Source organism: Pseudomonas sp. AP19 (genome assembly GCF_001728855.1).
Classification (GTDB): Bacteria; Pseudomonadota; Gammaproteobacteria; order Pseudomonadales; family Pseudomonadaceae; genus Aquipseudomonas; species Aquipseudomonas fluorescens.
Genome location: NZ_LXJP01000001.1, coordinates 297,323 through 312,431, shown reverse-complemented (window position 1 = coordinate 312,431; position 15,109 = coordinate 297,323). Strand labels below are relative to the sequence as shown.

General features: G+C 60.6%; 14 protein-coding genes. 5 read left to right on the top strand and 9 right to left on the bottom strand.

Features of this window, described 5'->3' with window-relative positions:
* The first annotated feature begins 130 nt into the window (after window positions 1–130).
* The 5 genes from ureE (at window position 131) to A7D21_RS01325 (ending at window position 3,855) form a co-directional block, all read left to right on the top strand.
* Window positions 131–631 (top strand): urease accessory protein UreE, encoded by a 501-nt coding sequence (ureE, locus tag A7D21_RS01345; RefSeq protein ID WP_053254083.1) that lies wholly within the window; start codon window positions 131–133, stop codon window positions 629–631.
* Window positions 628–1,302 (top strand): urease accessory protein UreF, encoded by a 675-nt coding sequence (locus tag A7D21_RS01340; RefSeq protein WP_053254082.1) that lies wholly within the window; start codon window positions 628–630, stop codon window positions 1,300–1,302. The genes ureE and A7D21_RS01340 overlap by 4 nt, the downstream gene beginning before the upstream one ends.
* Window positions 1,303–1,338: 36 nt before the next feature.
* The gene (gene ureG / locus A7D21_RS01335; RefSeq protein WP_017849719.1) at window positions 1,339–1,953 is read left to right on the top strand and encodes an urease accessory protein UreG; all 615 of its coding nucleotides are present in this window, start codon (window positions 1,339–1,341) and stop codon (window positions 1,951–1,953) included.
* Between the two features lie 26 nt (window positions 1,954–1,979).
* Window positions 1,980–2,552 carry a HupE/UreJ family protein gene (locus A7D21_RS01330; protein WP_053254081.1) on the top strand — a complete coding sequence of 191 codons (573 nt, stop codon included), beginning with the start codon at window positions 1,980–1,982 and terminating at the stop codon, window positions 2,550–2,552.
* Window positions 2,553–2,733: 181 nt separating this feature from the next.
* Window positions 2,734–3,855 (top strand): AGE family epimerase/isomerase, encoded by a 1,122-nt coding sequence (locus A7D21_RS01325; RefSeq protein WP_053254080.1) that lies wholly within the window; start codon window positions 2,734–2,736, stop codon window positions 3,853–3,855.
* 120 nt (window positions 3,856–3,975) lie between these two features.
* Here A7D21_RS01325 and A7D21_RS01320 read toward each other — a convergent pair whose 3' ends face one another.
* From A7D21_RS01320 to A7D21_RS01280, 9 genes are all read right to left on the bottom strand, one after another.
* Entirely contained in the window at window positions 3,976–4,881 is a 906-nt protein-coding gene (locus tag A7D21_RS01320) for a cation diffusion facilitator family transporter (protein ID WP_053254079.1), read from the bottom strand.
* 182 nt (window positions 4,882–5,063) lie between these two features.
* Window positions 5,064–5,831 (bottom strand): SDR family oxidoreductase, encoded by a 768-nt coding sequence (locus A7D21_RS01315; RefSeq protein ID WP_053254078.1) that lies wholly within the window; start codon window positions 5,829–5,831, stop codon window positions 5,064–5,066.
* 778 nt (window positions 5,832–6,609) lie between these two features.
* Complete coding sequence (locus A7D21_RS01310; protein ID WP_053254077.1) at window positions 6,610–7,326, bottom strand: ABC transporter ATP-binding protein; 717 nt, start codon at window positions 7,324–7,326, stop codon at window positions 6,610–6,612.
* Complete coding sequence (locus A7D21_RS01305) at window positions 7,323–8,198, bottom strand: ABC transporter ATP-binding protein (protein WP_053254076.1); 876 nt, start codon at window positions 8,196–8,198, stop codon at window positions 7,323–7,325. Before A7D21_RS01305 ends, A7D21_RS01310 begins: the two co-directional genes overlap by 4 nt.
* Window positions 8,195–9,472, bottom strand: coding sequence for a high-affinity branched-chain amino acid ABC transporter permease LivM (gene livM, locus A7D21_RS01300; protein WP_053254075.1), 1,278 nt, complete (start codon window positions 9,470–9,472; stop codon window positions 8,195–8,197). Before livM ends, A7D21_RS01305 begins: the two co-directional genes overlap by 4 nt.
* Window positions 9,473–9,474: 2 nt before the next feature.
* Window positions 9,475–10,389 (bottom strand): branched-chain amino acid ABC transporter permease, encoded by a 915-nt coding sequence (locus tag A7D21_RS01295; RefSeq protein WP_053254074.1) that lies wholly within the window; start codon window positions 10,387–10,389, stop codon window positions 9,475–9,477.
* A gap of 232 nt (window positions 10,390–10,621) precedes the next feature.
* Window positions 10,622–11,758, bottom strand: a complete 1,137-nt coding sequence (locus A7D21_RS01290; protein WP_053254073.1) for a branched-chain amino acid ABC transporter substrate-binding protein — start codon at window positions 11,756–11,758, stop codon at window positions 10,622–10,624.
* Window positions 11,759–12,144: 386 nt separating this feature from the next.
* Window positions 12,145–13,428, bottom strand: coding sequence for an FAD-binding oxidoreductase (locus tag A7D21_RS01285; protein ID WP_069550901.1), 1,284 nt, complete (start codon window positions 13,426–13,428; stop codon window positions 12,145–12,147).
* A gap of 172 nt (window positions 13,429–13,600) precedes the next feature.
* Entirely contained in the window at window positions 13,601–15,091 is a 1,491-nt protein-coding gene (locus A7D21_RS01280) for an aldehyde dehydrogenase family protein (RefSeq protein WP_053254071.1), read from the bottom strand.
* Window positions 15,092–15,109 lie beyond the last annotated feature (18 nt).

Sequence of the window (15,109 nt, the reverse complement as noted above, 5' to 3'; positions counted from 1 at the left end):
ACTCCCGCAATCAACGAATGCCCTATTCGGTGGCACGACGATGCCTGCTTACAGGGATTTCCTACTCACGGGTGTGGTTGGCAAGCCCCTTGCTCTAGCTCTCTCATCGCTCATAGCTGGAAGCCTTCTGATGCTGGTGATCCACCGCCGAATCGCCCCCCAAGCCCTCTGGGCTGCCGAACTGCTGCTGAATTTCGAAGCGCGCAGTAAAAGCCGGCTGCGCTGTTTCAGTGCCGATGGCGAAGACGTCGGCCTGTTTTTGGAGCGCGGCCAGCCGCCGCTGCACGATGGGGAATTCCTACAAGCTGAAGACGGACGCGTCGTACGCGTCTGTGCTCGCCCTGAACAACTGCTGCACGTCACCTGCAGCAACGCGTTTGAACTGACCCGCGCGGCTTATCACCTCGGTAACCGCCATGTCGCCCTGCAAGTGGGCGACGGCTGGCTGCGCCTGCTCGATGACTACGTGCTCAAGGCCATGCTCGAACAGTTAGGCGCCCATACCGACACCATTGAAGCGCCGTTCCAACCGGAACACGGCGCCTACGGCGGTGGCCATCATCATTCACGCCACGGTGATGAAGACTTCAATTACCCGCCCAAGCTGCACCAGTTCGGCGTACGCCTATGAACCCAGCCTGGGCGCTGCTGCGTCTGGCCAGTCCGCAGTTGCCGATTGGCGGCTACAGCTATTCACAGGGCCTGGAAATGGCCGTGGACAATGGGCGCGTAAATGACGCCGCGAGTGCGCGTCGCTGGATCAGCGACCAACTGCTGCTCAACCTCGCGCGTTTCGAAGCACCGCTGTTGCTCGCCCACTGCCGCGCCGCCGCCGCACAGGATTGGCCGCGCCTGGCGCAATTGTGCGAAGAGCATCGCGCCAGCCGCGAGACCCGCGAGCTGTATCAGGAGAGTCGCCAGATGGGCTACTCCCTGCAACAACTGCTCAATGGCTTGCCGGAACTGGACGCCGCCGCGCGTGCATTTCTGGAGCCATGCGCCGAACCGCACCTGGCTCTGGGCTGGGCCCTGGCCGCGCGCGCCTGGCACATCAGCCCCGACGACGCCCTCGCCGCCTGGTTATGGAGCTGGCTGGAAAACCAACTCGCGGTATTGATGAAGACGCTGCCCCTGGGCCAGCAAGCCGCCCAGCGCCTGACCAGCGAACTGCTGCCGCTGCTGCAACAAGCCCAGCAGGACGCCGGGCGAATCGACCCCAACCATTTCGGCAGCGCCGCGTTCGGCCTGTCCCTGGCGTGCATGGCCCACGAGCGCCAGTACAGCCGACTGTTCCGTTCCTAGCCCTTTAACGTTGTCGCCTTTTACTTGGAGAAGCACATGAACACACAACCCCTGCGTGTCGGCATCGGCGGCCCGGTGGGCTCCGGCAAGACCGCCCTGACGCTGGCGCTGTGCCTGGCCTTGCGCGACCGCTACAACCTGGCGGTGGTGACCAACGACATCTACACCCGTGAAGACGCCGACTTCCTGGTGCGCAACCAGGCCCTGGCGCCGGAACGCATCATTGGCGTGGAAACCGGCGGCTGCCCGCACACCGCGATTCGTGAAGACGCCTCGATCAACCTGGAGGCGGTGGATCAGCTCAACCGCCGGTTTCCGGGCCTTGACCTGATTCTGGTGGAGTCCGGCGGTGACAACCTGTCGGCAACGTTCAGCCCGGAGCTGTCGGACCTGACGATCTATGTGATCGATGTGTCTGCCGGCGACAAGCTGCCACGCAAAGGCGGGCCCGGTATTTGCAAATCCGACCTGCTGGTCATCAACAAAATCGACCTGGCGCCGCTGGTGGGCGCCTCCCTGGAATTAATGAACAGCGACACCCAACGCATGCGCAACGGTAAACCCTTTGTGTTCAGTAATCAGAAAACCGGCGTCGGCCTGGATGAAATCGTCGCCTTTATTGAACGTCAGGGCTTGCTGACCGCCGCCTGATCTCACCCTAAAAAAGGAGCCTGTCCATGGGCCTCAACAAACTTCTCGCAACCGCCGCTCTGCTGCTCGCTCCGGCCCTCGCCTTCGCTCACCCCGGGCATGGGGACAATGGGCTGGTGGCAGGCATCAGCCACCCGTTGGGCGGCATCGATCACTTGCTGGCCATGGTCGCAGTCGGCCTCTGGGCGGCGCAGCAAAAAGGCAACGCGCGCTGGGCACTGCCTTGCACCTTTGTCGGCGTCATGTTGATTGGCGGCCTTTTGGGCTTTGAAGGCCTGCAATTGCCGGCACTTGAGAGCGGGATTGCCGCGTCAGTGCTGGCGCTGGGCCTGGCAGTAGCGCTGGCGGTGCGGCCGCCGTTGTTTGTGGCGGTGGGTGCGACGGGGTTGTTCGCGCTGTTTCACGGCGTGGCGCATGGCTTGGAGCTGCCGGAGATGTCCAGCCCGTGGGCGTATGCCGTAGGGTTTGTCGGCGCAACGGCGGTGTTGCATGCCGCCGGGTATGCGGTGGTGCGTTTCCTGCCGGCGGCGGCTGCACCGTTGGTGCGGGTCGCGGGTGCGGCTTCGGCGGCGACTGGGGTCTGGTTGCTGGCGGGCTGATTTTCAGCGCTGCTGAGGGCCTCTTCGCGAGCAAGCCCGCTCCCACATTTGACCGCATTCCAATCGGAGGACGCGGTTAAATGTGGGAGCGGGCTTGCTCGCGAAAGCGGTCTCAAAACCACCATCTATCCCAAGCCTGCTACCATGCGCGCCTACACCCCTGCCGTGACGACGCCAGCCGATGCCCATCGCTCCAAGCTCCGCCCCCAAGCCTTCGTTGAATGCCGTGCTCACGCACTTCCATGACCTGATCGTGCCGCTGTGGCAGGGCCCGGGCTGGAATGCCGAGTTGGCGTTGCCGTACGAGGCGCTGGACGCCAATCACACGCCATTGCCGCCGCAACGCTACCGCGCCATGGCGTGTGCCCGGCAGCTGTACCTGTTTGCCAGCCTGATCGGTGAACCCGGCTCGGCCTTCGCCGAAGAGCGTGCGGCGGCGCTGTTTCGTTCACTGCAACGGCACTTCCATGACGCCGAGCACGGTGGCTGGTTCTACAGCATCGACGCCCACGGCAAGCCGCTGGACAAGCGCAAAGACCTCTACACCCATGCATTCATCATCTTCGCCTGCGCCCACTATTGGGCCAAGGTGCGTGAGCCCCTGGTGGAATCCGTGCTTGATGCGGCCCTGGCGGTGGTCGCCGAACGTTTCGCCACCGGCGACGGCCTGTACGAAGCGGTATTGGAACGCAGCTGGTCATCCCTCAGGTCCGGCCCCCTGCAAAACCCGCTGATGCACCTGGCCGAAGGCTTCCTCGCCACGTTGGCCGTGCGTGAAGACGCCATTACGCAAGATGCACTGCTGGACCTCGCTACCGCGATGCAGAAGCGCTTCATCGACCGCCAGCACGGCGTGATGATGGAAAAACCGCTGGGCGCTGTGGATAACTGGTTTGAGCCGGGCCACCAGTTCGAATGGTTCTTTTTGCTGGAATCGTCAGACGTCCTGCGCAGCACCCCATTGCATGCATCGCTGACGCGGGCGTTTGCCTACGCCGAGCGCAAGGGTGTGGATAAACTCAGTGGTGCGGTCAGCGGCATGCTCGCCCTGGATGGCAGCGTGCGCGACGGTACTCAGCGAATCTGGGCCCAAGCCGAATACCTGCGCGCACTGACCTTGCGCCCCGGCAGTGAGGCGGTGCTGCAACGCCAATTGCTGGCGCTGCAACAACGATTCCTGCATGACAAAGGCTGGCACGAATGCCTGGACGCCGAGGGCGCCGTGAGCCGACGGGATATGCCGTCGACCACGCCGTATCATTTGGCGACCTGCTATCAAGGCCTGATCCAGCATCTCGGCTGATTTTCAGGGCCTCATCGCAGGCAAGCCAGCTCCCACATTGGACCGCATTCCAACGGTAGGACGCGGTTAAATGTGGGAGCGGGCTTGCTCGCGAAAGCCTCCCCTCGGTCTAACTGACTGTCACGCAATCCACTTGCGATCCCCGGTAAAACTGATCGTCAGCCAGCGCGCCGCATCCGGCGTGCCGAGCCCTGTGGATATCTCTTCACGCAGCCCATCCAGGGTCGCGACGTTATCCACCGGGTAGTTCGCCGGCAATACCACATGAATCTCGATAAACCGCGCCCGCCCGTGTTTTTGCACGTACGACACGTAGTCGTCGAAACCATGCCTGGCCTGGGCCGCGTCCATGACCTCGCGCACCTTGTCGTCCAAGTGGTCCGGGGCAATCCCCAGCACTTCGCGCAATGCCGGGCGCAGGATCTTGAACGCCGGCGCCAGCATGCTCAGGGCCAGCAGGATCAGGATCAGCGGGTCGACATACACCGCCCACTCGCCATACCCCTGAGACTTGAGCAACAGCGCGGCGAGAAAGCTGATCAGCAAACCCACCGAGAGCATCGCGTCCACCATCCAACTGATGTTGTCGAACTGGATCAGTGAGGATTTCAGTGTGCGATTGCGATAGCGCACGTAGAAGAAGTAGGCAAATTCAACGACGGTGAACACCGCCGCATAAATAATCACCAGCCCCAACTCGATTTCGCGCCCGCCGTTGATAATGCCGAACACACCGTTGAGAAACGCGTAGATCGCGATCAACAACAGGAAACTACCTTCGATCAGCAACACCATGGGTTCCAGGTGCCAATAGCCGAACTGGAAACGCTCGTTGCTTTTCTTGGCGATCAGCTTGGCCGTGATCAGCATCAACACCTTGATGGCGGTGGCGATCAGCGAGAAAAAGCCGTCGAATAGAATGGATTGGGCGCCAGAAATCACACCCGTGACAATCCCGGCGATCGCGACGGCGAACATCAGGATGGTCGATTGTTTGAGCAGTGCCTGCTCACCTCGGTTACTCACATTTCCTCCCGTCAAAACCTTTAAACCGCACAGTGCGGAGGGGTTTTACGGGGTGGAGTGTACCTTATGTCTTGTTTTGGCCGATTTGACGCCTTCGCAGGCAAGCCAGCGCCCACATTTGATCGGGTTCACACGGTCAACATGTGGGAGCCGGGCTTGCCCGCGATGGCCGCAACTCGGTCTTAGCCTTTAGCCCCGCGCTCAATCGCAAACCCAGCCCAGGTCTGGCTCACCGGCATCAACTCAAGACGGTTGATGTTGACGTGCGCCGGGGTGTTGAGCACCCAGAAGATGGTGTCGGCGATATCCTGCGGCTGGATCGGCTCGGCGCCGGCGTAGGTGGCGTCGTAGCGCGCCTGGTCACCGCCGAAGCGCACCAGCGAGAACTCGCTCTCGCACAAGCCTGGCTCGATGTTGGTCACACGCACGCCGGTGCCTTGCAGGTCGCAGCGCAGGTTCAGCGAGAATTGCTTCACGAACGCCTTGGAGCCGCCATACACGTGGCTGCCCGGATACGGATAGCTACCGGCGATCGAACCCAGGTTGATGATCCCGGCGCCACGGCCGTGAGCGATCAGGCGCGGCAACAGCAGGCTGGTGGTGGTCAGCAGGCCTTTGATGTTGGTGTCGACCATGGTTTCCCAATCGTCGAGGCTGCACTTGGGCGCAGGGTCGGTGCCCACGGCCAGGCCGGCGTTGTTGATCAGCCCGCGCAGCTTGGCGAACGATGGCGGCAGATTGGCAATCGCGTCTTCCATGCCCTTGCGGTCACGCACGTCCACGACCAGGCCGTGCACTTCAGTCTGCTTGGAAAGCTCTTCAACCAAGGCATTCAATCGGTCGGCACGCCGACCGGTGAGCACCAGTTTCCAGCCGGCTTCGGCAAAACGACGGGCGCAGGCTTCGCCGAAGCCTGAGGTTGCGCCAGTAATAAACAGCGTGTCGGACATGGTGTTCTCCTTGCGGGCATCGGGAAAAAAAACAGCCAGCAGAATGCCCTTACGCCGTCGTTGCGGCAACCGCTAAGCACACACCTTCATCTACGACTGATCAATTTTTAACCATTCACAGCTAACCCATATAAACCGGGCCTTGCAGCCATATGCGCGCAGGTTATCCACAACTGCGCCCACAGTCTTTGGGGGCAAGTGCAAAACGGCTCAAGCCGCTATGTACAAGGCTTGCAGGCAGTTTTAGAAAGTTTTTTGCTTGACCTTGGACGGGGCGTATGTAGGCCCGTGCACACAGGCGAAATCCGAACGATGGCTCCAGGCCAGTCATTCCGGCCTCTGCGGCCGTCTTTCCAGAGTTTAGTCACAGACTTATCCACAGGCTGAAGGGACATAAATCGGTCATATACCTGTGTCTTTAAACAGGTTGACAAATCCCTTGCGTGGTCACGAAAAACCCACTGATCATAAAACAACCACCGCGCTACAGCCCGCGCCGTTAAAGGCTTTCAGCCAGCTACTCCCACGTTACCCACAGCCGGTTCCACAGTGAATGGGGACAAGTCAAAACTGTGACAAAACAGGGATTTGCGGCGGCTATATGTCGCGCTTTAGAGGGCGGCTGGATTTGTTTTCCACAATTTCGAAAGCGACCCAAAAACAAATGTGGGAGGGGGCTTGCTCCCGATAGCAATGTGTCAGCCCGCACTTCGCAAACTGACACTCCACTATCGGGAGCAAGCCCCCTCCCACAGGGGTCATGCGTCAAAATTTGCGATCAGTGACCGCCCAGATAGGCGTTACGCACCTCTTCATTCACCAGCAGCTCCTTGCCGGTGCCTGTGAGGCGAATCTCACCGTTGACCATCACATACGCTCGGTCCGACAGGCGCAGTGCGTGGTTGGCGTTCTGTTCCACCAGGAAGATGGTCATCCCAGTGGCCGCCAGCTCGCGCAGGGTGGCGAAGATCTGCTTCACCACAATCGGCGCCAGGCCCAGGCTTGGCTCATCCAGCAGCAACAACTTGGGCCGGCTCATCAGTGCACGGGCAATGGCGAGCATTTGCTGCTCCCCACCGGACATGGTCATCGCCCGCTGGGTACGCCGCTCCTTGAGGCGGGGGAACAGCTCGAACATGCGCTGCATGTCTTCCTGGGCGAATTTGTCGCCAATCGGGATGGTGCCCATCAGCAGGTTTTCCTCGACGGTCATGTCGGGGAACACCCGCCGCCCTTCCGGCGACTGCGCAATGCCGTTGGACGCGATGTAGTGGGACGACTTGTGGGTAATGTCGACGCCGTTGTAGATGATTTGCCCCGACTCGGCCCGTGGCTGGCCGAAGATCGACATCAGCAGCGTGGATTTACCCGCGCCGTTGGAGCCGATCAGGCTGACAGTTTCGCCTTCGTTGATGTGCAGCGAGACTTTTTTCAGGGCCTGGATAGGGCCGTAAAACACGTCCAGGTCCTTCATTTCGAGGATAGGTGCACTCATACCAACTCCTCTTCGTCTGCGCCCAGGTAGGCGGCAATCACTTTTGGATCATTGCGGATCGCTTCCGGGCCGCCTTCGGCGATGACGTTGCCGTGGTCAAGCACCACGATGTGGTCGGAAATACTCATTACCATGCCCATGTCGTGTTCGATCAGCACCACCGTGAGGTCGTGTTCGTCGCGCAGCAGGCGAATCATCGCGCTGAGCGCTTCGGTTTCCTGGGGGTTGAGACCCGCTGCCGGCTCGTCCAGGCAAATGATCTGCGGCCGGGTGCACATGGCCCGGGCGATTTCCAGGCGGCGCTGCTGGCCGTAGGAAAGCTCACCGGCCAGGCGGTTGGCGCAGTCCACCAGGTCGACCACTTCCAGCCAGTAGAACGCGTGGTCGAGGGCGTCGCTCTCGGCCTTGCGATAGCCTTTGGTGTTGAGGATGCCCGCGAGCATGCTGCGGTTGACCCACATGTGCTGGGCCACCAGCAGGTTTTCCAACACCGACATTTCCTTGAACAGGCGAATGTTCTGGAAGGTCCGCGCCAAGCCTGCGCGGTTCACCAGGTGGGTGCCACCGAACATCTTGTAGTAGACACGGCTGAGGAAGCTTTTCGGCGACACGAAGTCCACCGCTTTAAAGCGCTCACCGAGCAGTTGGATCACGTTGGTCTGTTTACCCCGCACGTTGAGTTCGATTTTGCCGCCACTGGCTTTGTAGAAGCCGGTGAGGCAGTTGAACACGGTGGTCTTGCCGGCGCCGTTGGGGCCGATCAGGGCGAAGATCGAGTTGCGTTCGACCTTGAGGCTCACGTCGCTCAAGGCCTTGATGCCACCGAAGTGCATCATCAGATGTTCCACGGACAGCACGACTTCCTTGCTCATGGCGCCACTCCTTTACGTGGGGTCACACCGGTTCGGCTGATCCGAATCAGGCCGCGCGGTCGCCAGATCATCATCACCACCATCAACACGCCAAACAACAGCACGCGGTACTCGGAGAAGCTGCGCAACAGTTCCGGCGCCACCGTCAATACGAACGCCGCGATCACCACGCCGACGGTCGACCCCATGCCGCCCAACACCACGATGGCCAGGATCAGCGCCGACTCGAAGAAGGTAAACGACGACGGGTTGACGAAGCCCTGGTAGCTGGCAAAGAACACCCCGGCCAGACCGGCCGTGGACGCACCGATGGTAAATGCCGAGAGTTTGACCAGTACGTGGTTCAGGCCCATGGAACGGCAGGCGATTTCATCTTCGCGCAAGGCTTCCCAGGCGCGGCCGACCGGCATGCGGGTCAGGCGATGCTTGATGTACAGCACGGCCAGCACCACCAGGAACAGCACGATGTAGATGAACATGAACTTGATGTTGGGGTTGTAATCGATGCCGAAGAACTCATGGAACGGAATCCCGCCATCCTTTGCTTTACGCCCGAACTCCAGGCCAAGGAAGGTCGGCGAAGGCACCGGCATGCCGTTCGGCCCACCGGTAAACGACAGCCAGTTGTTGAGCACCAGTCGAATGATTTCACCGAAGCCCAAGGTCACGATGGCCAGGTAGTCACCGTGCATTCGCAGCACCGGGAACCCGAGTATGCACCCCGCCAGCGCCGCACAGATGGCCGCCAGTGGCAGCACCGTCCAAAAGCCCAGGCCGAGGTACTGATAACCCAGTGCCAGGCCGTAGGCACCGATGGCGTAGAACGCCACATAACCCAGGTCCAGCAGACCGGCCAGGCCCACCACGATGTTCAGGCCCAGGCCGAGCAGCACGTAGATCAGCCCGAGGATGACCACGGTCAGCAGGTACTTGTTGGCGAAGATCGGGAACACGATGGCGATCACGATCAGCGCCGGGATGATCCAGCGCAGCCGCGACTTGTAGTCCGGCGGCAGCACGTGCACGCCGGAGCCACTGGTCTCGAAACCCTGCAGAATCTTCGCCCCTTTGGGCGTTTGCAGGAACAGGCTCATGGCAAAGCGGCCGACCATCACGATGGCGACCAGGACGGCCACACGGGCCGGTTGCAGGTTGAAGCCGTAGCCGTCGAGGACCACGCCGACGATCGGACCGAACACGATCAACGAAATCAGCCCGGCAAGGACCGTATCGACGACACTTTTCTTGATATCGATAGATTTGGCAGCAGACATGTTTACACCTTCGCCACGAGCGGACGACCAAGCAGGCCCTGAGGACGGAAAATCAGAATCACCACCAGCAGGGAGAAACTGAACACGTCTTTGTAGTCAGAGTTGATCAACCCCGAGAACAGCGACTCGGAGATACCCAGGATGATCCCGCCGAGCATGGCCCCAGGCAGGGAACCGATGCCGCCGAGTACCGCTGCGGTAAACGCCTTGATGCCGATGATGAAGCCGGCGTAGAAGTCGAACGTGCCGTAATTCAGGGTAATCAGCACGCCGGCCAGGGCCGCCATGGCTGCACCGATCACGAATACGTAGGAGATCACCCGGTCGGTGTTGATACCGAGGATCGACGCCATCTTGCGGTCTTGCTGGGTGGCACGGCACATGCGGCCGAGCTTGGTGTATTTGATGATGTAGGTCAGCAGCCCCATGCCGAGAAACGCGGCCACCAGGATGAACACCTTGGTGTAGGTCAACTGCACGAACCCGCTGCCGATATCGACGCGCCAGGCGCCGGCCAGCAGGGTAGGAATACCTTGTTGTTTCGCGCCCTGAGCAATCTGGGCGTAGTTCTGCAGGATCAGGGAGATACCGATGGCGCTGATCAGCGGTGCCAGTCGGGTGGAGTTGCGCAACGGTTTGTAGGCGACACGCTCGATGACCCACCCGTAAACGCCGGTGACGACTACGGTGAATATCAAAGTGCCAAGAATGAGCAACGGGAAGGATTCAATGCCGAAGTAGGCCAGCAGTGCCAGACTGATCGCCGCGAGGTAAGCGGAAATCATATAAACCTCGCCATGGGCGAAGTTGATCATGCCAATGATGCCATAGACCATTGTGTAGCCGATGGCGATCAGGCCATAGACCGACCCGAGGGTCAGGCCGTTGACCAGTTGCTGCAGGAAGATACCATCCATAACGCAATCTCACGCGGTGAGAACCTGCACACCGGTGGGTGTGCGGCCCTTCTGGAGGAAAAGACAGACTTGATGCCTGACACGATGGGACGGGCAACCACGCCCCCCGAGGGAAACGGGCCGGCCGGCGATAACGGACTGACAACCAACAGCTGTGTTGAATGTGCAACCGCTCTCGCAGGCGAGCCAGCTCCCACAGGGGACCGAGGCGCTTAAACGATCGTGTTTGTTCTTACTTCTGCTTTTCCAGCTGGTGGTATTTGCCGTCTTTGTCCCACTGGTAAACCACGTAGTCGGAGATTTTCAGGTCGCCCTTGGCGTCCCAGGTCTTCTCGCCCATAACGGTTTTAACCGGGTGAGCTTTCAGCCATTTGGCTGCGTCTTCGCCCTTGTCGGACTTGGCACCGTTGAAACCGGCTGCCAGGGCCTGGATCGAAGCGTAGGCGTACAGGGTGTAGCCTTCAGGTTCGGTGCCGTTTTTGCGGAACTCTTCCACCACGGTCTTGCTGTCCGGCAGCAGGCGCGGGTCAGCGCCGAAAGTCATGTACACACCATCGACGTACTGCTTGCCGCCGGCGGTGGCGACCAGTTCGTCAGTGACGATGCCGTCATCGGACATGAACTTGACGTCTTTGAGGCCGGCTTCACGAATCTGCCGAACCAGTGGACCGGCTTCCGGGTGCAGGCCGCCGAAATAAACCACGTCAGCACCGGTGGAGCGGATTTTGGTGACCAGGGCGCTGAAGTCTTTCTCGCCACGGGTCAGGCCTTCTTCCAGCACCGGCTTCACGCCGCGCTTGGTCAACTGCGCAGCGGTAGCGTCAGCCAGGCCTTTGCCGTAGGTGTCTTTGTCGTTGATAACAGCGACCTTCTTACCTTTGAGCACATCGACGATGTAGTCGCCGGCGACGATGCCTTGCTGGTCATCACGGCCGCACATGCGGAACACCGCCGACAGGCCGCGCTCGGTGACGGTCGGGTTGGTGGAGCCTGGGGTGATCATGATGATGCCTGCGTCGGCATACACCTCGGAGGCAGGAATGGTGTTGGAGGAGCAGAAGTGCCCGACCACGCCGATGACTTTGTCCTGGTCTGCCAGGCGGTTAGCCACCGCTACGGCCTGCTTTGGCTCACAGGCGTCGTCGCCGGCCACCAGTTTGATCTGCTCGCCGTTGATCCCGCCGGCCTTGTTGATCACATCGGCTGCCGCTTGGGCACCCTTCATGTACTGCTCACCGAAAGCTGCGTTGGCACCCGTCATCGGGCCCGCCACGCCAATCTTCACATCAGCTTGAACAAACGTAGAAACACCCAGCGCCGTTGCAACGGCGAGGGCCAGAAAACCTTTCTTGTAAAACGTCTGGGACATGAGTGGTGCTCCGAGGTTTTTGTTTATTGGCACTACGAATTCAATGCAAACCTTCAACTGAAACTTTCAGAGAAAGCCAAGAGCAAGGCGCGTGCCATTACGTTTTTATTCTTCAAAAAGACACGGTGTCATTGTTATTACAGGCGTTTCGACTCCTTTTGCCAGGACGTGCAACCGTCTAGCGTCTGAAGGTGCAACCAATGGACCCAGAAAGTACAACCCTGGCAGGTCGCACCTGCAACCAGGCGGATAAACGGTCGTTCCTGCACCTGTAACAACGTGCGTAACGGAACTGCACATTTACAGTGCGTGATTGCTACGACTTGCACCAATACAGATTAGTAGCCTGCTAAGAAAATGCAGGCTTCTGAACGGTATTTCGCTGATCAGATCACGATCCGCAGGCATTGCCCGGCGTGATACAGCGAAAATCCTGCTTCATAAAGACAGCTGCGCAGGCCCACCCCGGCTAACGGCTGCATCGGCGCGAAGGGGATCGGCAACGCCTGGGGATTCTGGTGACACAAGTAGTCGGCAAATGCTTTGCCCACGACGCTGCCGGTGGTCACACCACGTCCGTTATAGCCCGTTACGGCGACCAGGCCCGGCGCTGGCTCGAACAGGCGCATCAGGTGGTCCGGGGTGAAGGCGATACAACCGGTCCAGGTGTATTCCCACTGCACCGATTTGAGGTATGGGAAGTAATGCTGCTGCACCCGATCAGCCCACGCCTTGAGGAACCACGCCGGTTTTTGGTTACCGTTGCCCAGGCTGCCGAGCAACAGGCGGCCATCAGCGTCGCGGCGGATGCTGCTGAGTACCTGACGCGTGTCCCACGAGCCCTGCCCGCCGGGAAGGATCTGCTCGGCGGCGGCGTCAGTAAGCGGGGCTGACGCAACCTGGTAGTAGTAGCCGGGGAAGAAATTTCGGCGAAGCTCGGTCCACTCACCTTCGGTGTAGGCATTTGAGGCGATCACGACTTGTGCCGCCTGCACCGAGCCCTGCGCGGTCTGCACTGACCAGTGCGCACCTTGGCGTTCAAGCTGGGTGACCGGGGAATGGTCAAACAGTTGGCCGCCAAGGCCGGCGGCGGCATTGGCCAGGCCAGTGGTATAAGCCATCGGGTTCAAGGTGCCGGCACGCCGATCCAGCAACGCCGCGGCAATTTTTTTCGTGCCCGTGGCGTCCTCGCAAGCCTGGCCGGTCAGCAACTCCACCGGCGCACCACGACGTTTCCATTGTGCTTCACGGCTGCGCAAATCCGCCTCGCCACGGGCGTTGTGCGCCATGTGCAAGGTGCCCTCGCGGCGCAATTGGCAATCGATGTTGTACTTGTCGATAAGGCTGAACACCAGCGACGGCGCCGCCCCCAACATGCGGTTGAGCTGGCTGCCCACCGCTTCGCCGAAACCGGCTTCGATCTCATCCGGGGGAATCCACAGGCCGGCGTTGACCAGCCCGACGTTACGCCCCGAACCGCCATGGCCGGTGCGATGAGCCTCCAGCACGGCGACGCTTTTGCCCTGTTCCAGCAAGTGAATGGCCGCCGACAAACCGGTGATACCGGCGCCGATCACGCACACATCCACCTTGACCTCGCCCTTGAGCGCAGCCCGATCCGGCCGGCCAGGGGTGAGGTGTTCCCACAAACATGTTTCGCGTAATGGCATTGCCAGACTCCGGAGAGGACCTAACAAACAACAATTATTTTGAATTGCAAACGCCCTCAAATGTGGGAGCTGGCTTGCCTGCGATAGCATCACCTCGGTGTTGCCGGCACACCGAGGTGTCTGCATCGCAGGCAAGCCAGCTCCCACATTGACTGCACTGCGACGTGAGGGATCAGTCGAACGTAATACCCTGCGCCAGCGGCAGTTCCAGCGAGTAGTTCACGGTGTTGGTCTGGCGACGCATGTACCCGCGCCACGCATCCGAACCCGACTCACGCCCGCCACCGGTTTCTTTCTCACCGCCAAACGCACCGCCGATTTCCGCGCCGCTCGGGCCGATATTGACGTTGGCGATGCCACAGTCACTGCCCACCGCCGACATGAACTGCTCGGCTTCACGCACATCGGTGGTAAAGATGCACGAAGACAGGCCTTGTGGCACGGCATTGTTCAGGCGCAGTGCCTCGGCGAAGTCGCTGTAGCCAATGACGTACAGAATCGGCGCGAAGGTTTCGGTGCACACCACGTCGCTTTGCTCAGGCATTTCTACAATCGCCGGCGACACGTAGTAGGCGTTCGGGAATTTGTCTTCCAGCTGACGCTTGCCGCCGAACACCTTGCCGCCCTCGCTCAAGGCCTGTTCCAGGGCGTCCTGCATGTTTTCGAAGCCGTGTTTGTCGATCAGCGGGCCGATCAGGTTGCCTTCCAGCGGGTGGCCGATGCGCACCTTGGAATAGGCGGCCTTGAGGCGGGTAACGATTTCTTCTTTGACCGACTCATGGGCGATCAGCCGACGCAGGGTGGTGCAACGCTGGCCAGCAGTGCCCACGGCGCTGAACAGGATCGCGCGTACGGCCATGTCCAGGTCGGCGCTTGGGCCGAGGATCATCGCGTTGTTGCCGCCCAATTCAAGGATGCTGCGGGCAAAGCGTGCGGCGACTTTCGGTGCCACTTCGCGGCCCATGCGGGTGCTGCCGGTGGCGCTGATCAGGGCGACACGCGGGTCATCCACCAGTGCGGCGCCGGCGTCGCGGCCGCCGATGATCACTTGGCTGAGGTACTCGGGGGCATCGGTGAATTTCTTCAGCACGCGCTCGAACAGCGCCTGGCAAGCCAATGCGGTGAGCGGGGTCTTTTCCGACGGTTTCCAGATCACGGCGTTGCCGCACACCAGCGCCAGCGTGGTGTTCCACGCCCATACGGCGACCGGGAAGTTGAAAGCGCTGATCACGCCGACCACGCCCAGCGGGTGCCAGGTTTCGCGCATGTGGTGGCCTGGGCGCTCGGAAGCGATGGTCAAGCCGTACAACTGGCGGGACAGACCCACGGCGAAGTCGCAGATATCGATCATTTCCTGCACCTCACCCAACCCTTCCTGGGTGATTTTGCCGGCTTCCCAGGACACCAACTCGCCCAGGTCGGCCTTATATTCGCGCAGCACATCACCGAACTGACGCACCAGCTCGCCGCGACGCGGTGCCGGTACTTTGCGCCAGGCGTCAAATGCATGCTCGGCGCGACTGACCTGTTGCTCCACCTCGGCGGCACCTTCCCAGTGCACACTGCCAATACGGCTGCCATCAATCGGCGAATGCACGGGTTGTTTACCCGACTGGTACAGCGCCGGGTTTACCCCGAGACGGTCAAGCAATGCGGCAACCATGGGTCACTCCTTCAATCT

Excerpts from the sequence above, each read along its gene's own strand:
- ureE (WP_053254083.1), top strand. The coding sequence starts at position 131 with ATGCTGGTGATCCACCGCCGAATCGCCCCCCAAGCCCTCTGGGCTGCC.
- A7D21_RS01340 (WP_053254082.1), top strand. The coding sequence starts at position 628 with ATGAACCCAGCCTGGGCGCTGCTGCGTCTGGCCAGTCCGCAGTTGCCG.
- ureG (WP_017849719.1), top strand. The coding sequence starts at position 1,339 with ATGAACACACAACCCCTGCGTGTCGGCATCGGCGGCCCGGTGGGCTCC.
- A7D21_RS01330 (WP_053254081.1), top strand. The coding sequence starts at position 1,980 with ATGGGCCTCAACAAACTTCTCGCAACCGCCGCTCTGCTGCTCGCTCCG.
- A7D21_RS01325 (WP_053254080.1), top strand. The coding sequence starts at position 2,734 with ATGCCCATCGCTCCAAGCTCCGCCCCCAAGCCTTCGTTGAATGCCGTG.
- A7D21_RS01315 (WP_053254078.1), bottom strand. The coding sequence starts at position 5,831 with ATGTCCGACACGCTGTTTATTACTGGCGCAACCTCAGGCTTCGGCGAA.
- A7D21_RS01310 (WP_053254077.1), bottom strand. The coding sequence starts at position 7,326 with ATGAGTGCACCTATCCTCGAAATGAAGGACCTGGACGTGTTTTACGGC.
- A7D21_RS01305 (WP_053254076.1), bottom strand. The coding sequence starts at position 8,198 with ATGAGCAAGGAAGTCGTGCTGTCCGTGGAACATCTGATGATGCACTTC.
- livM (WP_053254075.1), bottom strand. The coding sequence starts at position 9,472 with ATGTCTGCTGCCAAATCTATCGATATCAAGAAAAGTGTCGTCGATACG.
- A7D21_RS01295 (WP_053254074.1), bottom strand. The coding sequence starts at position 10,389 with ATGGATGGTATCTTCCTGCAGCAACTGGTCAACGGCCTGACCCTCGGG.
- A7D21_RS01290 (WP_053254073.1), bottom strand. The coding sequence starts at position 11,758 with ATGTCCCAGACGTTTTACAAGAAAGGTTTTCTGGCCCTCGCCGTTGCA.
- A7D21_RS01285 (WP_069550901.1), bottom strand. The coding sequence starts at position 13,428 with ATGCCATTACGCGAAACATGTTTGTGGGAACACCTCACCCCTGGCCGG.
- A7D21_RS01280 (WP_053254071.1), bottom strand. The coding sequence starts at position 15,091 with ATGGTTGCCGCATTGCTTGACCGTCTCGGGGTAAACCCGGCGCTGTAC.